The organism is Streptomyces sp. NPDC057424 (genome assembly GCF_042803315.1).
Classification (GTDB): Bacteria; Actinomycetota; Actinomycetes; order Streptomycetales; family Streptomycetaceae; genus Streptomyces.
The window spans coordinates 122,578-143,617 of sequence record NZ_JBHVCP010000005.1; the positions used below are offsets into that span (position 1 = coordinate 122,578).

Here is a 21,040-nt window from a genome sequence, read left to right on the forward strand (position 1 = left end):
CGGCCCCCGGAGCGGCCTCGGTCGCCAAACTTCCGCCGCTCCGGGCGCCTGCACCCATTCCAGATCCAACGGACCCGAAAGGGAAACCTCATCATGCCCCAGCACGCCCAGGACACGCGCGTCTGCCGCGCCTGCGACGGCTTCCCCACCGTGGCCATCACCACCGGCGGACGCCACAACGACGGCTCTCGGATCCTCCTCCGTGTCGAATGCCGCACCTGCCAGGGCACCGGCCGCACCGCACCCGCCGCCCTCGCGCAGTCCGGGCGGTGACCGTCGTGGCTCTCCTCAACTGGCGCTCACCCGAGCACTTCGACCACAGCGGCGACAAGCCCTGCGTGATCTGCACCAAGCCCACCCCCCTGCGCTCGGACCGCGGCAAGCCCGTCCACAAGGTCTGCGCAGAGGAGTGGATCGACACCCACACCGTCCAGGAGGACGACGCGTGACCGACACCGCCACCGCGGCGGGCCTGGACCCGGCCACCCTCGCCGACGTGCTGAGGGTGGCCGGGTCCCCCGGCTTCGACCGCATCCAAGACCAGATCCGCCGCACCGGCGGCTGCTCCGACCCCATCCACTTGATGGGTTCGACCGTCACCCGTGACGCTGCCACAGGACAGGTGCTGCACTCCTACTCGACCGACACTGAGCCTGGAGGACGGCTCCGCATCGCTTGCGGTAACCGCCGGGCCTCCCGCTGCCCGGCCTGCGCCTGGACCTACGCAGGCGATACCTACCACCTCATCCGCGCCGGACTCGTCGGCGACCCCGCCAAAGGCACCCCGCACACCATCCGCGATCACCCACGGGTCTTCGCCACGCTCACCGCACCGTCCTTCGGGGCAGTCCACAACCGCCCCGGAAACCGGCCCTGCCGCTGCGGCCAGCACCACGGCGAGGACGCACCCGAACTCGGCACCCCGCTCGACCCCACCACGTACGACTACGCGGGCGCCGTGCTGTGGAACAACCACGCCTCCGAACTGTGGCGCTACTTCACGATCTACCTTCGCCGCGAGATCGCCAAGCGAGCCGGGCTGACACAGAAGGACGCCAAGCAACAATCCCGCGTCTCCTTCGGCAAGGTCGCCGAATACCAGAAGCGCGGGGCCGTCCACTTCCATGCCGTGATCCGCTTCGACGGCCCCGACGGGCCGGACGACCCGCCGCCGGCATGGGCCACCCTCGATCTGCTCACCGACTCCATCCATGCCGCCGCCGCCCGCGTCGCGGTCGACGTGCCCGCCGCAGGGGACCAGCCCGCCCGGACGCTGCGCTGGGGCACGCAGCTCGACGTGCAGCCGATCGGCGCCTTCGGCCACGGCGAGGAGATCACCGAACAGGCCGTCGCCTCCTACGTCGCGAAGTACGCCACCAAAGCCGCCGAGACCACCGGCACCGTCGACCGCCGCATCGGCAACAAGGAAGCTCTGGTCCTGCTCGGCGTGCCCGACCACCCTGCCCGGCTCATTGAGGCCTGCCTCGACCTGCACGCGCTCTACCCAGACCGCAAGCTCCGCGACTGGGCTCACATGCTCGGCTTCCGCGGCCACTTCTCCACCAAATCCCGCCGATACTCCACCACCCTCGGGGCCCTCCGCCAGACCCGCGCCGACTACCGCGCCACCCAGCAACGCGAAGCCCTCGGACTGCCCGGCCCCGACGACGAGGAAGCAACCACCCTCACCCTCGCCCACTGGTCCTACGCCGGACACGGCCACACCCCCGGCGAATCCTGGCTCGCCGCCAACATCCGCCGCGACATCCAGCACAACCGCGAGATCGCTCGCGAAGAACTGGCAGGAGGTGCCCTTGATGAGTCAGACCGCTAGCCCGCAGTCCCGTAAGGCCACGTCCAAGCGTGAGGTGATGACCACGGATGAGTGGCTTCGGATGCACCTTCGCCGTGCTCCCGAGCGGGACGAGGAGTGGGTTCGTCGCGCCCTCGTTTTACACGGGCGGGCCTGATAGTCAGTGCCAGACAGGTTCGATCAGACTTGGGTCGAACTTCCGTCGACCACGCCCCGCAGGATGGATGATCACGGCTGAGAGGCTGTGCAACACGATCTCCTGTTGGCGCTCGACAGGCAGCGCGAAGAACTCCTCGACGGACAGCTCGGCCGCATCGTTCTTGGCCTCGGCCTGCTTCTGCTCCTTGTAGAAGCGGGCCCGCTCCAGTTTCAGTTCGTCGCGCAGCCGTTCCTTGGCGGGCAGGAGCTGCAAGAGAGTAGCCACCGTGATCTGCTTGGAGCGCTCGGCCTCGATGAGTTGGGCGATGTCCTGGGTGACCTCCTCCAACTCGGCCTCCCTAGGCCAGCGTTGCTCGCCCTGGATCGCGGTGACCGATGCTCGGGCACGCTGTTCCTCCAGCACAAGCTGGGCGATCAAGGCGTCGACAGGTTCGCCAGTCCGGCCAACCCTTCCGCAACCGCCGTTCACCACCGAGCACTGATAGCTGAATTTCGCGGCCTTCGAGCCCGGCTTCCACTGCTGGTTGATCTGCCCTCGGATCTTGGTCTTGCACAGGCCGCAGCGAGCGATGCCGGAGAGCAGGTACTTGCGCGCCAGGGACTTGCCGGGGCGCTTCTGCTTTCGCTCAGCGATCGCGGCGCAGACGGCCTCCCACTCTTCAAGGGTGTTGATCGGCTCCCAGTCGCCCTTGATCGGTCGGCCGTCGTCGCCGTGAAGGATCTCACCGTGGTACGTCCGGTAGCCCACCAGCCTCGGGTTGGTCAGGATGTGTTCGACGTGGTGGTGGGCCATACGCTTCGTGCCTGCGCGGGGGTTGCCCAAGCCCTGTTCCTGCCATCGCGTTCGGATGGTGCCGATGCGGACACCGGCCAGGATTTCGCGCTGAGCCTCGCGGATGGCCTCGGCGGCATTGGAGTCGACCTTGGTGCGGTTCTCCCTCTGCCAGCCGTACGGCGCCGGTCCGCCGCTGTCCTTGCCCTGTTGCGCCAGCTCCAGGTGCTTGCGCTTGATCCGGCGTGAGGCGTCGTGCGACGACTTGTTGGCGAACGCCACCATGATGCGGGCCATGGTTCGGCCGTCCGGTGTCCCGAGGTTGATGTCGTTCGTGACGGTGGCGAACTCCAGGCGGGGGCGCTCGTCGAAGATCTCGATGAGTCGTTCCAGGTCCCGCGGCTGTCGTGCGAGGCGGTCCAGGTCGTAAGCCACGATGCCGTCGATCAAGCCAGCGCGGAGATCCTTCAGCATCAGCTCGAACTCGTCGCGGACGACGTTGCGCTTGAAGGCGGACACGTCGTTGTCCTCGTAGGCCTTCACGACCTGCCACGACCGGAGATCCGCGAGACGCTCGCAGTCCCGTTGCTGCCGGGCGACTCCTAACGCCTCACCCTCGTCGTCCCGCGAGATCCGGGTGTAGACCCCCACCTTGCGTGCCACGATCAGCCCCCTGCCTCTGAGCAGGTCAGACTACTACCGTCATTGAGTCAAGTCAGCCTGGTCCGTTCAGCCGCCCGTGGTGCGCCGTGCGGGGCAGGTGCTCGACGCCTGACCGTCGGGTGGGCAGGCTCAGGCCGGCAGCCGGCAGTCGGCAGGCAAAACGGAGAAGGGGCTCCCCGTGGGGAGCCCCTTCTCCGTGGTCACGCGGCCGGTCAGACCGTGCCCAGCTTCACGATCGACAGCAGTGCGATCAACTGGATCGCCGACGCACCCAGGGCCTTCGGCCAGGGCAGGTCGTGGGAGCGGCTGACCATGAGGGTCAGCAGGGCGCCGCCCGCGATCCAGGTGGCCCAGCCCAGCAGCTGGACGAACATCGCGTCGCCGCCCGCGAACATCGCGAAGACCAGGCGGGGCGCGTCCGTGAGGGACATGATCAGCATGGACAGGCCGACCGTGGGCTGCCAGGCTCCGTCGCCGCCGAGCTGGCGGGCCAGGGTGTGAGTGACCACGCCCAGGATGAACGCGCTGAGCACCATCGCGACGGCCGTCGTCAGGACGATCGGGACCGCGTTCGACAGTGTGGCGCTGATCGCGTCCTCGCGGGCGCCGTCGAAGCCGAAGACGGCGAGCAGGCCGTAGAAGAACGTGACGATGAGGGCCGGGCCCCACATCGAGTAGTCCCGCATCTGGAGGAACGTCTGGCTGGGGGCGAGGACGATCCCCCGGAGCAGGGGCTTCCAGCGCAGGCGCGGGCCGACGGGGCCGGGCGCCGGGGCCGCCGAGCCGGCGCGGTAGGTGTCGCCCTGGGTGTAGGGGTCCTCGCCGACCGAGAAGGCCTGAGTGTGGCCCGGGTTGTTCGCCGCGTACGGGTCGGGCGGGCCCTGCGGGCCGGGCGGGTACGCACCGTCGCCGAAGTACTCCGGCTCGCCCTGGCCGCCGTAGCCCCCGCCGTGCGCGGCGTGCGGCTGCGGCCACGTGGGGCCGCCGCCCCTGCCGTACGGCTGCGGCGCCTGCGGGTACGGCTGCGGCGCCTGCGGGGAGCCGTACGACGGCCCCTGCGGCGTCTGCTGCCCGCTCGGAGGGTTGTGCGGTCGCGTCTGAGGAGCGCCGTTGCTACGGCCGCGTCCGATCCTGAATCCAGCCACGTCTTCGAACGTACCTGGTCCCCGGCGGTGGCGTGCCGGGCCCGGGCTTCCGGGCCCGGCTTTGCGGCCGAGCTGTGACATCCCTTAAGGGGCAGGGGCCTTGGGCCTCCGTGAGCCGTCAGGGTTGGGCCGTACGGGGGCCGGCGGGGCCCTGCGCCGGGGTGTCGGCTAGAGCATGTCCTGGCCGAGCCTGAGGTAGCCGGTCGTCGACATGCCGAGCGAGCCGGGGCCGAAGCTGATCGCGTTCTTGGTGGTCACGCCCGAGGCCGAGCCGCGCAGGCTGAAGACGGCGCCCGAGGGGTGGTTCTCGCCGTCGGCGCCGACGGACAGGTCCGCCTTGCCGTCGCCGGTGAGGTCGGACAGGCGGACGGACGCGCCGAAGCGGTCGGCGGACTCGGCGGTGCCGGGGACGCCCGCGGTGTTCTGGGTGAACGTCTGGGCGCCGGTGGCGGTCAGGCCGGCGGCGGAGCCGCGCAGCACGGTGACGCTGCCGGCGATCTCGGCGGTGCCGATGGTCTCGTGGAGCGTGCCGACGGCCAGGTCGCCGTAGCCGTCGCCGTTGACGTCCGCGAGGGAGAGGTCGTTGCCGAACCAGTCGCCCTCCTCGTCCGCGCCCGGCACCCCGGCGGTGTCCTGGTTGATCGTGGTCTGGGGCTGGGTGCGGACGCCGTTCGCGCTGCCGAGGTAGGCGCTGACGGAGCCGCCGAGGCTCTTGCCGTCGCCGCCGTACGCCGCCGAGACGACGTCGTCGTAGCCGTCGCCGTTCAGGTCGCCGACGGTCGCCAGCTCCCAGCCGCCGCTCCTCAGGAACGTCTGGAACGTGAGGCCGGAGGCGGAACCGAGGTAGACCATGTTGCCGTCGTCGTACGTCGACGCCTCGCTGCCGGTGACCACCAGGTCGTCGGTGCCGTCGCCGTCGAGGTCGCCGGCGGAGAGGTGCTGGGCGCCGTAGATGCTGCTGCCGGTCTGCAGGCCGGTGGCGAGCTCGTAGCGGGACGCCGCGCCGGAGGTCTTGGTGAAGGTCCGGTGGATCCAGACGTCGCTGCCCGTGCTGCCGACGGCGAGGTCGGGGCGGCCGTCGCCGTCGAAGTCGCCGACGGTGAGGGACATGCCGTACTCGTCGTGGGCCGACACGGCCGGGTCGGAGACGCCCCGGCCGCCGGAGAGGCCGTTCTTGCCGCCCCAGACGACGGTGACGGAGCCGCCGTCCACGTCGGATCCGATGTCCTCGCCGACGCTGCCGATCACGAGGTCGGCGTAGCCGTCGGCGTTCAGGTCGCCGGAGGCGAGGGACTTGCCGAACCGGTCGCCCTTCTCGGCGGTGCCGGGGATGCCGGCGGTGTCCTGGGTGAGGATGGTGCGGCGGGAGGCGCTGATGCCGTTCGCGGAGCCGTAGGTGACGACGACGGCGCCCGCGTCGGTCCTGCCGCCGACGGGGGTGTAGGGCGCGGCGGTGGCGAGGTCGCGGTAGCCGTCGCCGTTGAAGTCGTCGGCGTACGTGGCGGGGGCGGCGGAGGCGGGGGTGGCCAGCGTGAGCGGGGTGAGTCCGGCGGTCAGCAGGGCGGCCGTGAGCGTGGCCGCGGTGTGCCTGCGCATGGGGTGTTCCTCCTGTAGGGGGTGGGTCGATACGTCCGGGGGTCAGCCCGCGAGCACGTCGCCGAAGTACGCGTCGCCCGTCGGGCCGCCCACGGTCGCGGCGCCGAAGGACTTGGACCCGGTGGCCGTGATGCCGGAGGCGGTGGCCTTCAGCAGCCAGACCGCGCCGTCACCGGTGTTCTCGCCGGAGGCGCTCGCCACCAGCTCCGCGCGGCCGTCGCCGCTCGCGTCGGTGAGCTGTACGGCGGAGCCGAAGGAGTCGTACGCCTCGACGGCGCCGGGGACGCCCGTGGTGCCCTGGGAGAAGGCCTTGGCACCGCTGCCGGTCAGGCCTGACGCCGAGCCGCGCAGGATCGTGACCATGCCGGCCTGCTTCACCGAGCCGATGGCCTCGTACGGGGCGCCGACCGCGATGTCGGCGTAACCGTCGCCGTTGGTGTCGCCGGCGGACAGGCTCCAGCCGAAGCGGTCGTTCTTCTCGGCGGCGCCCGGCACGCCGGTGGTGTCCTGGGTGATGCGGACGGGGGTGCGGGTGCTCAGGCCGCCGGCCGCGCCGTAGGTCACGGTGACCGCGCCGCCGGGGCCGCCGTTCGGCTCGTCCGTCGACTTCTCCATGAAGTTGCCGGTGACGATGTCGCCGTAGCCGTCCTTGTTCACGTCGGCGATCACGGCCGCGTAGCCGCCCGCGAGTTTGCTGCCGGAGGTCAGGCCGGTCGCCGAGCCCTTGTACAGCACGCTGCGGGTGCGGTAGCCGTCGCCGGCCTCCTCCTGGCCCATGACCAGCAGGTCCGTCCTGCCGTCGCCGGTGACGTCGCCCGCGACGAGGCGGTCGGTGTTGATGCCGGTCCGGGCGGAGGTGTCGATGCCGGTGAGTTCGGTGGCCTTGCCGGTGCGGGTGATCGGGCCCTCGAAGACGTTCAGCTCGGGATAGGCGATGTTGGCGGCGGCCAGGTCGGTGTCGCCGTCGCCGTCGAAGTCGCCGGTGGCGACGGACCAGCCCAGCTCGTTGCGGTTCTCGGGGAGCGGGGCGGACAGGTCGGTCGCGGTCTTCAGGCCGCTCGCACCGCCCCAGACGACGGTGAGCACGCCCGAGTCGTCGGTGGAGCCGATCCGCTCGGCGTGCACGCCCACGATCAGGTCCGTGTAGCCGTCGTCGTCCAGGTCGCCGGTGGTCATGCGGTCGCCGAAGTAGTCGGACGACTCCGGGACGCCCGGGATGCCGTCGGTGGCCTGGCTGATGATCTGCCGCTTGGAGCTGTCGAGGCCGTTCGCCGTGCCGTACACGACGGCGACGTAGCCGGCTGCGGTCTTGCCGCCGATCTTGCCGAGCGGGGCGGCGATCGCGAGGTCGCGGTGGCCGTCGCCGTTGAAGTCGCCGGAGAGGCCGGAGGGCGCGGAGGTGGCCGCCGTCGTGGGCAGGGCGGTGAGCAGGCCGGTGGTGAGGGCCGTGGCCAGGAGAAGAGTGCGCTTGGGCATGGGGTCCCCGTTCTTGTCAGGAGCTGTGGATCGGAGTTGTCGATCAGGAGTTGTCGATCAGGGGCTGTTGATCAGGAGTTGAGGGCCGTGCCGTATGCCGGTGCGCCGGCCTTCGAGACGCCCGTCGTGCCCGGGCCGAAGCTCGTCGAGCCGGTGGCCGTCGGGCCGGTCGTCGTGCCGCGCAGGGACCAGACCGCGCCGTCGCCGGCGTTCTCGCCCGGCGCGGAGACGGACAGGTCGGCGCGGCGGTCGCCGGTGTGGTCGGTGAGGGTGACGCGGGCGCCGAAGCGGTCGCCCTTCTCCGAACTCCCCGGCACGCCCGCGGTGTTCTGGGAGTACCACGTCGCGCCCTTGGTGGTCAGTCCGGACGCCGAGCCGTACAGCACGGTGACGGCACCGGCGGAGCTGTTCTCGCCCGCGGCGCCGATCGCCAGGTCGGCGAAGCCGTCGCCGTTGACGTCGCCGAGCGCGACGCCGCTGCCGAAGCGGTCGCCCTTCTCGGAGGCGCCGGGCACACCGGCGGTGTCCTGGGTGAGGACGAGCGGGGCGCGGTCGGTGTCGCGGCCGGCGGGTCCGCCGTAGACGACGGTGACCTTGCCGCCGAGGGCGCCGGCCGGGTCGGCGGCGGTCTCCCGGTCGTTGCCGACGGCGATGTCGGCGTAGCCGTCCTTGTCGATGTCGCCCACGGCCGAGACGTGGCCGGCGGGCAGGTCCTGGAGCCAGTCGTCGTAGTTGCCGATCTCCAGGTCGGCCAGGGCGGTGACGGCGTCGTCGGTGCCTTGGGCGCGGCCGTGCAGGATCACGCGGGGGCGGCCGTCGCCGGTGATGTCGCCGGAGGAGAGGTGGGTGATGCCGTGCGAGGTGGACCAGCCGTTGTTGCGCGAGCCCGAACCGCCGTTGTTCGCACCGGTCTTGGTGATCGGCCCGGCGACGAGGGAGAGGGTGACCGGTCCCGTGGAGCCGACCGCCACGTCGGGGTCGCCGTCGTGGTCGAAGTCGCCCGCGGCCAGGGTCTGGCCGTAGCGGTCGTAGTCGGTACTGAAGAAGCTGAACAGCGAACGGGCGCCGGACAGACCCGACTTGGAGCCCCAGACGATGGTGACGGTGCCGTCGTTGGTGTCGCTGCCGTCCTCGCCGGGCGTGCCGATCAGCAGGTCGGCGTAGCCGTCGGTGTTCAGGTCGGCGGAGGCGAGCGCGGAGCCGAAGGCGTCGTCGGCCTCGGCGGCGCCGGGCATGCCGGCCGTGTCCTGGGTGAGCAGCGTGCGCGTGGAGCTCTTCGGCCCGCTGGTGCTGCCGTAGACGACGGACACGGCGCCCGCCTTCGCCTTCCCCGAGACCGTGGCGCCCGGCGCGCCGATCGCGAGGTCGGTGCGGCCGTCGCCGTTGAAGTCGTAGGGGGCGGCGGCCGTCGCGGCGTGCGCGGCGGGGACGGAGAGAGTGAGGGCGAGCGGGGTCAGGGTCGCCACGAGGAGGGCGGTGGTGGCCGCGGTGCGCCGGCGCATGGGTTTCCTTGTCCGGGAGAAGGGCTGACGGAGCGTCACTGGGCGATGGCCCAGGCGAAGTCGGCGCTGCCCTTGAGGGAGACGCCGCGGGCGGAGAGGAACGTGGACCCGGAGGTGGTCAGGCCGGTGGCGGTGCCGCGCAGGACGGTGACCGCGCCGTAGCCGTTCTCGTAGCCGGCGCCGCTGACCAGGTCGGCCTTGCCGTTCTTGTCGAGGTCGACCAGGCGCACGGTCATGCCGAAGGCGTCCATCGTCTCGTTGCTGCCGGGCACGCCCGCGGTGCTCTGCGTGTAGGACTTGGCACCCTTGCCGCTCAGGCCGGAGGCCGAGCCGAACAGGATGGTCACCGAGCCGGCGTCCTCGACCGTGCCGATGTCCTCGGCCCAGGCGCCCACCGCGATGTCGGCGTAGCCGTCGCCGTTGACGTCGCCGGCGCCGACCGCCGAGCCGAACAGGTCGCCGTGCTCGCCGGAGCCGGGCACGCCCGTGGTGTCCTGGTGGATCACGGTCGGCGTCTGTGCCGGGTCGGGGCCGGTGGGACCGCCGTACCAGACGGTGATCTGGCCGCCCTTGTGGCCGGTGGGCTTGGCGGGGTACGGGTCCTGGTAGTCGCCCAGAACGAGGTCGCCGTAGCCGTCGCCGTTGACGTCGGCGATGGTGCCCTTCTCTCCGTCGGCCTGGGGCAGGTAGGTGCGGGCGTACTTGGTGCCGGTCCAGCGGTGGTAGCTGATCTCGCCGCCCTCGTCGCCGGTGACGAGGAACGGGTAGACGCGCTCGGCCGCGCCGTCGCCGCTCAGGTCACCCGCGAACACCTCGTACGTCGAGCCGAACTCACCGATGCTGGTGTGGCTCGCGGGGCCGTTCGCGCGGGTGAAGGGGCCCTTGTAGAGGCGGGTGCGGCTCTGGCCGGTGACGGTCACGTCGGTCGCGCCGTCCCCGTCGAAGTCGCCGGTCGCGATGCCGGAGGAGAAGCCGCCCCACTCGGAGAGATCGGACGGCTGGGGCAGCCCCTTGCCGCCGGACAGGCCGGACTTGCCGCCCCAGATGACGGTGGCCGAGCCGACGCCGTCCCGGTCGCCGATGTCCTCGAACGGGGCGCCGACGACCAGGTCGGAGTAGCCGTCGCGGTCCAGGTCGCCGACGGCGAGGCTGCTGCCGAAGCGGTCACCGGACTCCGATGCGCCCGGGACGCCGGTGGAGTTCTGGGTGATGACGGTCTTCCTCGTGGCCGATACGCCGGACGACGAGCCGTACAGCACGACGACGGCGCCGGCGCTCTGCACGGAGCCGACGTCGGCACTCATGGCGCCGATGGCGACGTCCCGGTATCCGTCCCCGTTGAAGTCACCGGCCAGTCCGGAGGGGGCGGCGGTGGCCGGCGTGGCGGGGAGAACCGCGGTGGTGAGGAGGCCGGTGGTGAGGGTGGCGGCGACGAGGAGGGTGCGGGTGCGCAAGGGGGCTCCGGGTGGAGAGGGGCGGATTGGCCGGCCGGGTCCGAGGCCGGGGCCGGTTCCCGCGGGGGAGGCGGAGAGGTGGAGAGGGGGCGGGGCGTGGAGAGGGTGGAGGGGCGTGTGATGGCTCAGGGGGTGGGTGTGGTGCTCCGGGGCGTCACGGTTGCTGTGGTGGGTGTGGTGCTCCGGGGCGTCACGGTCGCTGCGGCCGGTGTGGTGACCCTGCGGGTGGTCGCTGTGCCGGGGGGCGTAGCCCTTCCGGCCCTCGCCGGCAGGGGCGCCCCGGCTGCTGCCGCAGACATGAGCGACCTGCCCGTCGCGGGCATGAGGGGCCCGCACGGTGGCGTGGCCGGGCCGGTGGCCGTCGCGAGGGCGGGGCGCGGGTGCGGTCGCCCGTGGGGGCGTCGCTGGTGCGGGCGTTCGTCGGGGCGTCGCCGGTGCTGATGCATGCGGTTGGTCTCCTGCGGCATGCGGGATGCCTGGCGGGCATCCACAGTCGATGAGGCGCCGGGACCGTCCGTGTTCGCCGGTAGTTGTCCGGGCGTTCACGGGTGGTCGGCGATCAGGAGACCTGTGTGGGGACGCAAGGGTTGTACGTGAGTTCGGTTCATTCTTGAGGCGGTTGGGGAAGCGCGGGGTGGCGGACCGGCCGTCCGGAACGGCCGGGGGCCTGGAGCCGGCAGCCGACTGGGCACGGGCGGCCGTGGGGGCCGCGATCAGCCGGTCGGCCGCAGCCGGCCCGGTCGCGAGACGGGCCGGCTGCGCCTGCGCGAGTACGTGGTCACCGAGGAGACCCAGAAGACCGTCCCCGTACGCAGGGAGGGGTTCCGGGGGTGTCGTCTCCCGGGACGACATTTAGATGCGGACACTTGGCTCCCGCCGCGCAGCATGCGTCAGCGGCATCCGGGTGGAGCCGTCCGGGGGGCGTGGCCACCAGCCGAAGCCGAACGGAGCTGATGACGTGCTCGACCTTGGCAGTGCTGCTCCAGCCCCGCTGCGGCTGCCCGTGCCATCAGTACGGCGGCAGCAGCCGTGGAACGCCGGCGCCCCCCGCCCGATGACTCGGACAGGGGGCGTCGAGAACAACCCGCGGGTACCGCCTACTTCACCGGCTCCGGCTCCGGCGCGCTCGTAGAGTCCGCCGTGCCCGCCGGCGGCTCGCCGTCGTCGCCGTCGTCCTCGCCCTCCGCCACGACCGGCGTCTTCACCGAGTCCAGCAGCAGCTGGGCGACGTCCACCACCTGGATGGACTCCTTGGCCTTGCCGTCGTTCTTCTTGCCGTTGACGGAGTCGGTGAGCATCACGAGGCAGAACGGGCAGGCCGTCGAGACGATGTCGGGGTTCACCGACAGGGCCTCGTCGACGCGCTCGTTGTTGATGCGCTTGCCGATCCGCTCCTCCATCCACATCCGCGCACCGCCGGCGCCGCAGCAGAAGCCGCGCTCCTTGTGGCGGTGCATCTCCTCGTTGCGGATGCCGGGGACGCTGGCGATGATCTCGCGCGGCGGCGTGTAGATCTTGTTGTGGCGGCCCAGGTAGCACGGGTCGTGGTACGTGATGATGCCCTCGACCGGCGTGACCGGGATCAGCTTGCCCTCGTCGACGAGGTGCTGGAGCAGCTGCGTGTGGTGGATGACCTCGTAGTCGCCGCCGAGCTGCGGGTACTCGTTGCCGAGCGTGTTGAGGCAGTGCGGGCAGGTGGCGACGATCTTCTTGGCCGACTTGGGCTTCGCCGACTCGGCGACGACCTTGCCCTCGTCGTCCATCTCCTCGCCGAACGCCATGTTCAGCGCCATGACGTTCTCCATGCCGAGCTCCTGGAACAGGGGCTCGTTGCCGAGGCGGCGGGCGGAGTCACCGGTGCACTTCTCGTCGCCGCCCATGATGGCGAACTTGACGCCCGCGATGTGCAGGAGCTCCGCGAAGGCCTTCGTGGTCTTCTTGGCGCGGTCCTCCAGGGCGCCGGCGCAGCCGACCCAGTAGAGGTACTCGACCTCGGACAGGTCCTCGATGTCCTTGCCGACGACCGGGACCTCGAAGTCGACCTCCTTGAGCCACTCCAGGCGCTGCTTCTTCGCCAGGCCCCAGGGGTTGCCCTTCTTCTCCAGGTTCTTGAGCATCGTGCCCGCCTCGGACGGGAACGAGGACTCGATCATCACCTGGTAGCGGCGCATGTCGACGATGTGGTCGACGTGCTCGATGTCCACCGGGCACTGCTCGACGCAGGCGCCGCAGGTGGTGCAGGACCACAGGACGTCCGGGTCGATGACGCCGTTCTCCCCCAGCGTGCCGACCAGCGGGCGCTCGGCCTCCGCCAGGGCGGACGCCGGGACATCCTTGAGAGCCTCGGGAGACGCCTTCTCCTCGCCCTCCATCGTCTTGCCGCCGCCGGCCAGCAGGTACGGCGCCTTGGCGTGCGCGTGGTCCCGCAGGGACATGATCAGCAGCTTGGGGGAGAGGGGCTTGCCCGTGTTCCAGGCGGGGCACTGCGACTGGCAGCGGCCGCACTCGGTGCAGGTGGAGAAGTCCAGCAGGCCCTTCCAGGAGTATTGCTCGACCTGGGAGACGCCGAAGACGTCGTCGTCGCCGGGGTCGGTGAAGTCGATCGGCTTGCCGCCCGACGTCATGGGCTGGAGCGCCCCGAGGGCCGTCCCACCCGACGCCTCGCGCTTGAACCAGATGTTCGGGAAGGCGAGGAAGCGGTGCCAGGCGACACCCATGTTGGTGTTGAGCGACACCACGATCATCCAGATGAACGAGGTGCCGATCTTGATCGTCGCGACCAGGTAGACGAGGTTCTGCAGCGCGGGGACGCTCAGCCCCTTGAACGCGAGCACCAGCGGGTACGACGCGAAGTACGACGCCTCGTAGTGGTCGACGTGGTGGAGCGCGCCCTCCAGGCCCCGCAGCACGTAGATCGCCAGGCCGATGGTGAGGATGACGTACTCGACGAAGTACGCCTGACCGGCCTTGGAGCCGGCGAAGCGGGACTTGCGGCCCGGACGGCTGGGCAGGTTCAGCAGGCGGATCGCGATGAGCACCGCGATGCCCAGGACCGTCATCACGCCGATGAACTCGATGTACAGCTCGAACGGCAGGAACCCGCCGATGACCGGCAGCACCCAGTCGGCCTGGAACAGCTGGCCGAAGGCCTGGGCGAGGGTCGGCGGGAGCGTCAGGAAGCCGACGGCGACGAACCAGTGGGCGACACCGACGATGCCCCACCGGTTCATGCGCGTGTGGCCGAGGAACTCCTTCACCAGGGTCACGCTGCGCTGGTAGGGGTTGTCGGTCCGGGTACCGGCGGGGACCGGCTGGCCCAGCTTGAAGTACCGGACGAACTGGCCGATCGCGCGTGCGAGCAGCGCGACGCCGACCACGGTCAGTACCAGCGACACGATGATCGCGGCGAGTTGCATGGGGGCTCCTCGGGCCTGCGAGGGGTTTCGTCGGGGTGACCTGCCGTGATGGAGGGTTCCCCGAAATTACTAAGCGGTAACTTATGCAGTCCGTCTGAGACTACCCTCATCCTCCGCCGCACTGTAGCCGGGTGGGCAGTGATCTGAATCGCTGAGGGTTGCCTCAGAAACCGACCGGATCCGGTCGGGATCGCGCCGGTATCGCGTCGGGATCGCGTCGTGTTATTCATACCGAATTGTCATAATCCCGCCTACCTTATATCCGTGCTCTACGGGATCAGCGCCGCCGCCACCGCCCTCCTCCTCACCGCCCTGCTCGCGGCCGCCCTGCGGGCCCCCGCCCTGCGGCTGCGGCTGGTCGAGCGGCGGCGGCAGCGGGACGTGCCGCTGTCCGGGGGTGTGGCCGTCGTCCTCGTCACGGGGCTGGTCGTCGGCGCCGGGGAGTGGCTGGGGATCGCGCCGCCCGCCGACGGGGCGCGGGGGGTGCTCGCCGCGGCGGCTGCCGTCGCCCTGCTCGGGCTCGCCGACGACGTGTGGCGGCTGCGGCGGCGGGTGCTGGTCGCCGGTACGGGCGTGGCGGCCGCGTGTGTCGTGCCGTACGGGGAGACGGGGGTGGGGACCGGGCTGCTGGCCGTCGTGTGGGTCGTGGCGGTGGTGTGCGGGCTCCGGGGGCTCGATCACGCCGACGGGCTGGCCGGTACGGTCGGAGTCGTCGCCGCCTTCGGGGTGGCGGCCTGTGCGGCCGTCGAGGTGATGGACGGCATCGCGGGGCTGATGAGCGTGCTGGCCGCCGCGCTGACCGGGTTTCTGCTGCACAACTGGCATCCCGCGCGCGTGGCGCTGGGCAGTTGCGGGTCCATGTCCGCGGGGTTCGTGATCGCCGTGGGAGCCGTGTGTGCCCGGGCCGGGTCCGGGGTCGGGGAGAGCGCGGGGGTCCTGTTCGCGCTGACCGCCGTGGTGGGTGCCGATGCCGTGCTCGTGCTGGTGGCCCGGCGGCTGGGCGGGCGGGGTGTGTTCCGCAGTGGGCCCGATCATCTCGCGCACCGGCTGCGGCGGCTCGGGCTGACCGCGCCGGGGGCGAGTCTGCTGCTGGGAATCGGGGCGTTGTCCGGGATGCTCGTCGGGGTACTCGCGCACGCCGGCCGGGTCGGGGCCGACGCCCTGTGGTGGGTGGCGGGAGGGGCCCTCGTGGTCGTGTTCGCCCTCTCACGGGTGGCTGTGTACGGTCCTCGACGCAGCGTATCGCCGCAGGTCACAGCCCCATTGCGTGTAAGGAACGGATAAGAGTTGAGCCTGCCCGACTCAGCTCTGTTGACCGGTTGGGGGCCGTCGTGCACACTTGAGTCCGTTCCACTCAAGTCAGCTGGAGGAATCAACCATGGCACGTGCGGTCGGCATCGACCTGGGCACGACTAACTCCGTCGTCAGCGTTCTGGAGGGCGGCGAGCCCACCGTCATCACCAACGCCGAGGGCGCCAGGACCACGCCGTCCGTCGTCGCCTTCGCCAAGAACGGTGAGGTGCTCGTCGGAGAGGTGGCCAAGCGCCAGGCGGTCACGAACGTGGACCGGACCATCCGCTCCGTGAAGCGTCACATGGGCACCGACTGGAAGATCGACCTCGACGGGAAGCCCTTCAACCCGCAGCAGATCAGCGCCTTCGTGCTCCAGAAGCTCAAGCGGGACGCCGAGTCCTACCTCGGCGAGAAGGTGACCGACGCGGTCATCACCGTCCCGGCGTACTTCAACGACTCCGAGCGTCAGGCCACGAAGGAGGCCGGCGAGATCGCCGGTCTGAACGTGCTGCGCATCGTCAACGAGCCCACCGCGGCCGCTCTGGCGTACGGCCTCGACAAGGACGACCAGACCATCCTGGTCTTCGACCTCGGTGGCGGTACGTTCGACGTCTCGCTGCTGGAGATCGGCGACGGTGTCGTCGAGGTGAAGGCCACCAACGGTGACAACCACCTCGGTGGTGACGACTGGGACCAGCGCGTCGTCGACTACCTGGTCCAGCAGTTCCAGTCCGGCCACGGCGTGGACCTGGGCAAGGACAAGATGGCCCTGCAGCGTCTGCGCGAGGCCGCCGAGAAGGCGAAGATCGAGCTGTCCTCGTCCACCGAGACCTCGATCAACCTGCCCTACATCACCGCCTCCGCCGAGGGCCCCCTGCACCTCGACGAGAAGCTCACCCGCGCCCAGTTCCAGCAGCTGACCGCGGACCTGCTGGAGCGCTGCAAGACGCCGTTCCACAACGTCATCAAGGACGCCGGGATCAACCTCTCCGAGATCGACCACGTCGTTCTCGTCGGCGGCTCCACCCGTATGCCCGCCGTCGCCGAGCTCGTCAAGGAGCTGACCGGCGGCAAGGACGCCAACAAGGGCGTCAACCCGGACGAGGTCGTCGCCATCGGTGCCGCCCTGCAGGCCGGTGTCCTCAAGGGCGAGGTCAAGGACGTCCTGCTCCTCGACGTCACCCCGCTGTCCCTCGGTATCGAGACCAAGGGCGGCATCATGACCAAGCTCATCGAGCGGAACACGACGATCCCGACCAAGCGGTCCGAGATCTTCACCACCGCCGAGGACAACCAGCCGTCCGTGCAGATCCAGGTCTACCAGGGCGAGCGCGAGATCGCGGCGTACAACAAGAAGCTCGGGATGTTCGAGCTGACCGGTCTGCCCCCGGCGCCCCGCGGCGTCCCGCAGATCGAGGTGTCCTTCGACATCGACGCCAACGGCATCATGCACGTGACCGCCAAGGACCTGGGCACGGGCAAGGAGCAGAAGATGACCGTCACCGGCGGCTCCTCGCTGCCGAAGGACGAGGTCGACCGCATGCGCCAGGAGGCCGAGCAGTACGCGGAGGAGGACCACAAGCGCCGCGAGGCCGCCGAGTCCCGCAACCAGGGCGAGCAGCTCGTCTACCAGACCGAGAAGTTCCTCAAGGACAACGAGGACAAGGTCCCGGGCGAGATCAAGACCGAGGTCGAGGAAGCCGTCGGTGAGCTGAAGGAGAAGCTCAAGGGCGAGGACTCCGCCGAGATCCGCACCGCCACGGAGAAGGTCGCGGCCGTCTCCCAGAAGCTCGGCCAGGCCATGTACGCGGACGCCAATGCGGCCCAGGCCGCCGGTGGTCCCGCCGGTGACGCGGGCGCCGCTGCCGGTGGTGCCAAGGCCGCCGACGACGACGTCGTCGACGCCGAGATCGTCGACGACGAGCGGAAGGACGGTGCCGCGTGACGGAGGAGACCCCGGGCTTCGACGAGCAGCAGCCCGACGTCCCTTCCGGCGCCACCTCCGACGACGCCGAGCCGAAGGCTGCCTCCCCCTCCGCTGAGGAGGGGGCGGCCCCGGCCGGGGACACGGGCCAGGACGTGGCTCTGGTGGCTCAGCTGGACCAGGCCCGCACGGCGCTCAGCGAGCGCACGGCGGACCTCCAGCGCCTCCAGGCCGAGTTCCAGAACTACCGCCGCCGGGTCGAGCGCGACCGGATCGCGGTCAAGGAGATCGCCATCGCGAACCTCCTGACCGAGCTCCTGCCCGTGCTCGACGACATCGGCCGCGCGCGGGAACACGGCGAACTGGTCGGCGGCTTCAAGTCCGTCGCCGAGTCGCTGGAGAGCACCGCCGCGAAGATGGGCCTGCAGCAGTTCGGCAAGGAGGGCGAGCCCTTCGACCCGACGATCCACGAAGCGCTGATGCACAGCTACGCGCCGGACGTCACCGAGACGACCTGCGTGGCGATCCTGCAGCCCGGGTACCGGATCGGCGAGCGCACCATCCGCCCCGCGCGGGTGGCGGTGGCCGAACCGCAGCCGGGGGCGCAGACGGTCAAGGCGGACGAGTCCGCCGACGCCGACGACAAGGAGAGCGGTGGCCCGGACGAGGGCTGACGTCACGGACGAAGGAAAGGAGGGGCGTCGAGGATGAGCACCAAGGACTTCATCGAGAAGGACTACTACAAGGTCCTCGGCGTCCCCAAGGACGCCACCGAGGCCGAGATCAAGAAGGCGTACCGGAAGCTCGCCCGCGAGTTCCACCCGGACGCCAACAAGGGGAACGTCAGGGCGGAGGAGCGCTTCAAGGAGATCTCCGAGGCCAACGACATCCTCGGCGACCCCAAGAAGCGCAAGGAGTACGACGACGCGCGCGCCCTCTTCGGCAACGGCGGCTTCCGCCCGGGGCCGGGCGGCGCGGGCGGCTCCTTCAACTTCGACCTGGGCGACCTCTTCGGAGGCGGTGCCCAGGGCGGCGGTCAGGGAGCCGGCGGCTTCGGCGGCGGCGGACTCGGTGACGTTTTCGGGGGCCTGTTCAACCGCGGTGGCGCGGGCGGGCCGGGCACGCGTACGCACCCCCGGCGCGGCCAGGACATCGAGTCCGAGGTCACGCTCAGCTTCACGGAGGCGATCGAGGGCGCGACCGTCCCGCTGCGGATGTCGTCGCAGTCTCCCTGCAAGGCCTGTTCGGGCACCGGCGACAAGAACGGCACGCCCCGTGTGTGCCCGACCTGTGTCGGCACCGGGCAGGTCGCCCGGGGCAGCGGCGGCGGCTTCTCCCTCACCGACCCCTGCCCGGACTGCAAGGGACGCGGCCTGATCGCGGAGAACGCCTGCGAGGTCTGCAAGGGCAGCGGCCGGGCCAAGTCCTCGCGGACCATGCAGGTGCGCATCCCCGCTGGCGTCAGCGACGGCCAGCGGATCCGGCTGCGCGGCAAGGGAGCGCCGGGCGAGCGCGGCGGGCCGGCGGGCGACCTCTACGTGGTCGTGCACGTCGACTCCCACCCGGTGTTCGGCCGCAAGGAGGACAACCTCACGGTCACCGTCCCGGTGACCTTCGCCGAGGCGGCCCTCGGCGGCGAGGTGCGGGTGCCCACGCTGGGTGGCCCGCCCGTCACCCTGAAGCTGCCGCCGGGCACGCCCAACGGGCGCACCATGCGTGCCCGGGGCAAGGGCGCGGTCCGCAAGGACGGCACCCGCGGTGACCTTCTGGTCACCGTGGAGGTGAGTGTTCCGAAGGACCTGTCGGGGAAGGCTCGTGACGCACTCGAGGCGTACCGCGAGGCGACCGCGGGTGAGGATCCGCGGGCGGATCTGTTCCAGGCCGCGAAGGGAGCATGAGTCTGATGGACGGTCGTCGGCGCAATCCGTATGAACTGACCGAGGAAACCCCGGTCTACGTCATCTCGGTGGCGGCCCAGCTGTCCGGCCTGCACCCCCAGACCCTGCGCCAGTACGACCGACTGGGCCTGGTGTCCCCCGACCGCACCGCCGGCCGGGGCCGGCGCTACTCGGCCCGCGACATCGAACTGCTCCGCCAGGTGCAGGCGTTGTCGCAGGACGAGGGCATCAACCTGGCCGGAATCAAGCGCATCATCGAACTGGAGAACCAGGTCGCCGCGCTCCAGGCCCGGGTGGCCGAGCTGGAGGACGCGCTCGACGGCGCGGCGGCGGCGATGCGGCAGCGCGAGGCGGCGGTGCACGCGTCGTACCGGCGCGACCTGGTGCCGTACCAGGAGGTGCAGCAGACCAGTGCGCTGGTGGTGTGGCGGCCGAAGCGGCAGCAGCAGTCCGACTGACGCGCATGCGCCCGTGAAAGGGCCGGGAAGGGGCCGGGAGGAAACTCCCGGCCCTTTTCCCATGCCTTGGACCGATTTAGCCGGGTCTTCCGTGGATGGCTGTATGGTGCACGGTCCTTGAAGGCGATTCCGCAGAGTCTCCACAACTGCTGCGGAGCGTGGTGTTGTCATCTCGTTAAGTGGTTTTGCTTGACGCTGGGGGTCGCACCCGCGTTGGCTTTTCAGTCACATGGGCACCAATGCTGTGCCCACGTCCGAATCACACGTGAAGTGAGCTCCCGCATGCGTCGTATCGCCATATCCGTGGCAGCCGCCACGATGTCCGTCACGCTCGCAGGCTGCGGCGTGCTCAATGCGACGGGGAGCAGTGACGACGCGAGCCCGACCAAGGGCAACGACATCACCGTGGGGCTGCTGCTGCCGGAGAAGGCGAACACGCGCTACGAGAACTTCGACTACCCGATCATCAAGCGGAAGGTCGAGTCCCTCACCAACGACAAGGGCCGCGTCGAGTACGCCAACGCCGAGGCGAGCGCGAACAAGCAGGCGAGCCAGATGCAGAAGATGATCGACGACCGGGTCGACGTGATCCTGCTGGACGCGGTCGACTCGCACGCCATCGCGAGCGGCGTGAAGAAGGCGAAGGAGGCCGGCATCCCGGTCATCGCCTACGACCGGCTGGCCGAGGGCCCCATCGACGCGTACATCTCCTTCGACAACGAGCTGGTCGGCGAGGTCCAGGGCCGCACCCTGCTGGAGGCCATCGGGGAGGACGCGAGCCTCTCCGACAAGATCGTCATGATGAACGGCTCGTCCACCGACCCGAACGCCAAGCAGTTCAAGGCGGGCGCGATGTCCATGCTGAACGGCAAGGTGACGATCGCCGCGTCCTTCGACACCAAGGACTGGAAGCCGGAGAACGCCGAGGCCAACATGGTCGGCGCGATCGAGAAGATCGGCAAGGACGACATCGCGGCGGTGTACTCCGCCAACGACGGCATGGCGGGCGGCATCCTCAAGGCGCTGAAGGCCGCCGGCGTGACCGACGTACCGCCGATCACCGGCCAGGACGCGGAGCTGCCGGCCGTGCAGCGGATCATCAGCGGCGAGCAGTACATGAGCGTGTACAAGTCGTACCCGCAGGAGGCGGAGAACGCCGCGGAGATGGCCGTCGCCAGGGTCCAGGGCCGCGACATCCAGTTCGCCGCCCTGGCCCGCGACAAGGTCGACAGCCCCACGGACAAGGGCATCCCGGCGCACCTCGTGCCCGTGGTCGCGCTCACCAAGGAGAACATCAAGGACACGGTGGTCGCGGACGACATCTACAAGCTGTCGGACATCTGCACGGCCGAGTACAAGGCGGCGTGCTCGGAGATCGGCCTGAAGTAGGCGGGCCTCGGCCCGGGTTCACCCACCCCCTGCGACCTGATGCTCCGAGACCGGCGTGAACCGGTGGTTTCCGGCCGCCGTC

The 21,040-nt window shown here is 70.5% G+C and carries 16 protein-coding genes; 9 read left to right on the top strand and 7 right to left on the bottom strand.

Annotated elements, in window-relative coordinates; genetic code table 11:
• The first annotated feature begins 93 nt into the window (after positions 1-93).
• From ACFU3E_RS07045 to repSA, 3 genes are read left to right on the top strand one after another with little or no spacing between them, the layout of a single operon-like run.
• Positions 94-273: a hypothetical protein gene (locus ACFU3E_RS07045; RefSeq protein WP_381450991.1), complete on the top strand. Its 180-nt coding sequence runs from the start codon at positions 94-96 to the stop codon at positions 271-273.
• Positions 270-449 (top strand): hypothetical protein, encoded by a 180-nt coding sequence (locus ACFU3E_RS07050; protein WP_384153551.1) that lies wholly within the window; start codon positions 270-272, stop codon positions 447-449. Before ACFU3E_RS07045 ends, ACFU3E_RS07050 begins: the two co-directional genes overlap by 4 nt.
• Positions 446-1,834: a replication initiator protein RepSA gene (repSA, locus tag ACFU3E_RS07055; protein WP_384153261.1), complete on the top strand. Its 1,389-nt coding sequence runs from the start codon at positions 446-448 to the stop codon at positions 1,832-1,834. Before ACFU3E_RS07050 ends, repSA begins: the two co-directional genes overlap by 4 nt.
• Before the next feature lie 139 nt (positions 1,835-1,973).
• Here the strand turns inward: repSA and ACFU3E_RS07060 are convergent, their stop codons facing one another.
• The 7 genes from ACFU3E_RS07060 to ACFU3E_RS07090 all read right to left on the bottom strand — a co-directional run bounded on the left by ACFU3E_RS07060 (position 1,974) and on the right by ACFU3E_RS07090 (position 13,996).
• On the bottom strand, positions 1,974-3,407 hold the full coding sequence (locus ACFU3E_RS07060) for a recombinase family protein (RefSeq protein WP_384153264.1): 1,434 nt from the start codon (positions 3,405-3,407) through the stop codon (positions 1,974-1,976).
• A gap of 212 nt (positions 3,408-3,619) precedes the next feature.
• Positions 3,620-4,633: a Yip1 family protein gene (locus ACFU3E_RS07065; protein WP_384153267.1), complete on the bottom strand. Its 1,014-nt coding sequence runs from the start codon at positions 4,631-4,633 to the stop codon at positions 3,620-3,622.
• An 87-nt stretch (positions 4,634-4,720) separates the two neighbouring features.
• A complete protein-coding gene (locus ACFU3E_RS07070) occupies positions 4,721-6,148 on the bottom strand; it encodes a VCBS repeat-containing protein (RefSeq protein ID WP_384153270.1) in 1,428 nt (475 codons plus the stop codon).
• 42 nt (positions 6,149-6,190) lie between these two features.
• Positions 6,191-7,624: an FG-GAP-like repeat-containing protein gene (locus ACFU3E_RS07075; RefSeq protein ID WP_384153273.1), complete on the bottom strand. Its 1,434-nt coding sequence runs from the start codon at positions 7,622-7,624 to the stop codon at positions 6,191-6,193.
• A gap of 71 nt (positions 7,625-7,695) precedes the next feature.
• Positions 7,696-9,126, bottom strand: a complete 1,431-nt coding sequence (locus tag ACFU3E_RS07080) for an FG-GAP-like repeat-containing protein (RefSeq protein ID WP_384153276.1) — start codon at positions 9,124-9,126, stop codon at positions 7,696-7,698.
• Positions 9,127-9,161: 35 nt separating this feature from the next.
• Positions 9,162-10,580 (bottom strand): FG-GAP-like repeat-containing protein, encoded by a 1,419-nt coding sequence (locus tag ACFU3E_RS07085; protein WP_384153279.1) that lies wholly within the window; start codon positions 10,578-10,580, stop codon positions 9,162-9,164.
• A gap of 1,097 nt (positions 10,581-11,677) precedes the next feature.
• Positions 11,678-13,996 carry a (Fe-S)-binding protein gene (locus tag ACFU3E_RS07090; protein WP_384153282.1) on the bottom strand — a complete coding sequence of 773 codons (2,319 nt, stop codon included), beginning with the start codon at positions 13,994-13,996 and terminating at the stop codon, positions 11,678-11,680.
• Between the two features lie 264 nt (positions 13,997-14,260).
• On the opposite strand from ACFU3E_RS07090, the gene ACFU3E_RS07095 reads away from it, so the two are divergent.
• From ACFU3E_RS07095 to ACFU3E_RS07120, 6 genes are all read left to right on the top strand, one after another.
• Positions 14,261-15,280: an undecaprenyl/decaprenyl-phosphate alpha-N-acetylglucosaminyl 1-phosphate transferase gene (locus tag ACFU3E_RS07095; RefSeq protein ID WP_384153285.1), complete on the top strand. Its 1,020-nt coding sequence runs from the start codon at positions 14,261-14,263 to the stop codon at positions 15,278-15,280.
• A gap of 94 nt (positions 15,281-15,374) precedes the next feature.
• Positions 15,375-17,234 (top strand): molecular chaperone DnaK, encoded by a 1,860-nt coding sequence (gene dnaK / locus ACFU3E_RS07100; RefSeq protein WP_384153288.1) that lies wholly within the window; start codon positions 15,375-15,377, stop codon positions 17,232-17,234.
• Entirely contained in the window at positions 17,231-17,887 is a 657-nt protein-coding gene (gene grpE / locus ACFU3E_RS07105) for a nucleotide exchange factor GrpE (RefSeq protein ID WP_184909565.1), read from the top strand. Before dnaK ends, grpE begins: the two co-directional genes overlap by 4 nt.
• 33 nt (positions 17,888-17,920) lie before the next feature.
• On the top strand, positions 17,921-19,111 hold the full coding sequence (gene dnaJ / locus ACFU3E_RS07110; protein WP_384153293.1) for a molecular chaperone DnaJ: 1,191 nt from the start codon (positions 17,921-17,923) through the stop codon (positions 19,109-19,111).
• 5 nt (positions 19,112-19,116) lie between these two features.
• Positions 19,117-19,569 (top strand): heat shock protein transcriptional repressor HspR, encoded by a 453-nt coding sequence (locus ACFU3E_RS07115; protein ID WP_384153296.1) that lies wholly within the window; start codon positions 19,117-19,119, stop codon positions 19,567-19,569.
• 282 nt (positions 19,570-19,851) lie between these two features.
• The gene (locus tag ACFU3E_RS07120; protein WP_384153300.1) at positions 19,852-20,958 is read left to right on the top strand and encodes a sugar ABC transporter substrate-binding protein; all 1,107 of its coding nucleotides are present in this window, start codon (positions 19,852-19,854) and stop codon (positions 20,956-20,958) included.
• Positions 20,959-21,040: the final 82 nt, after the last annotated feature.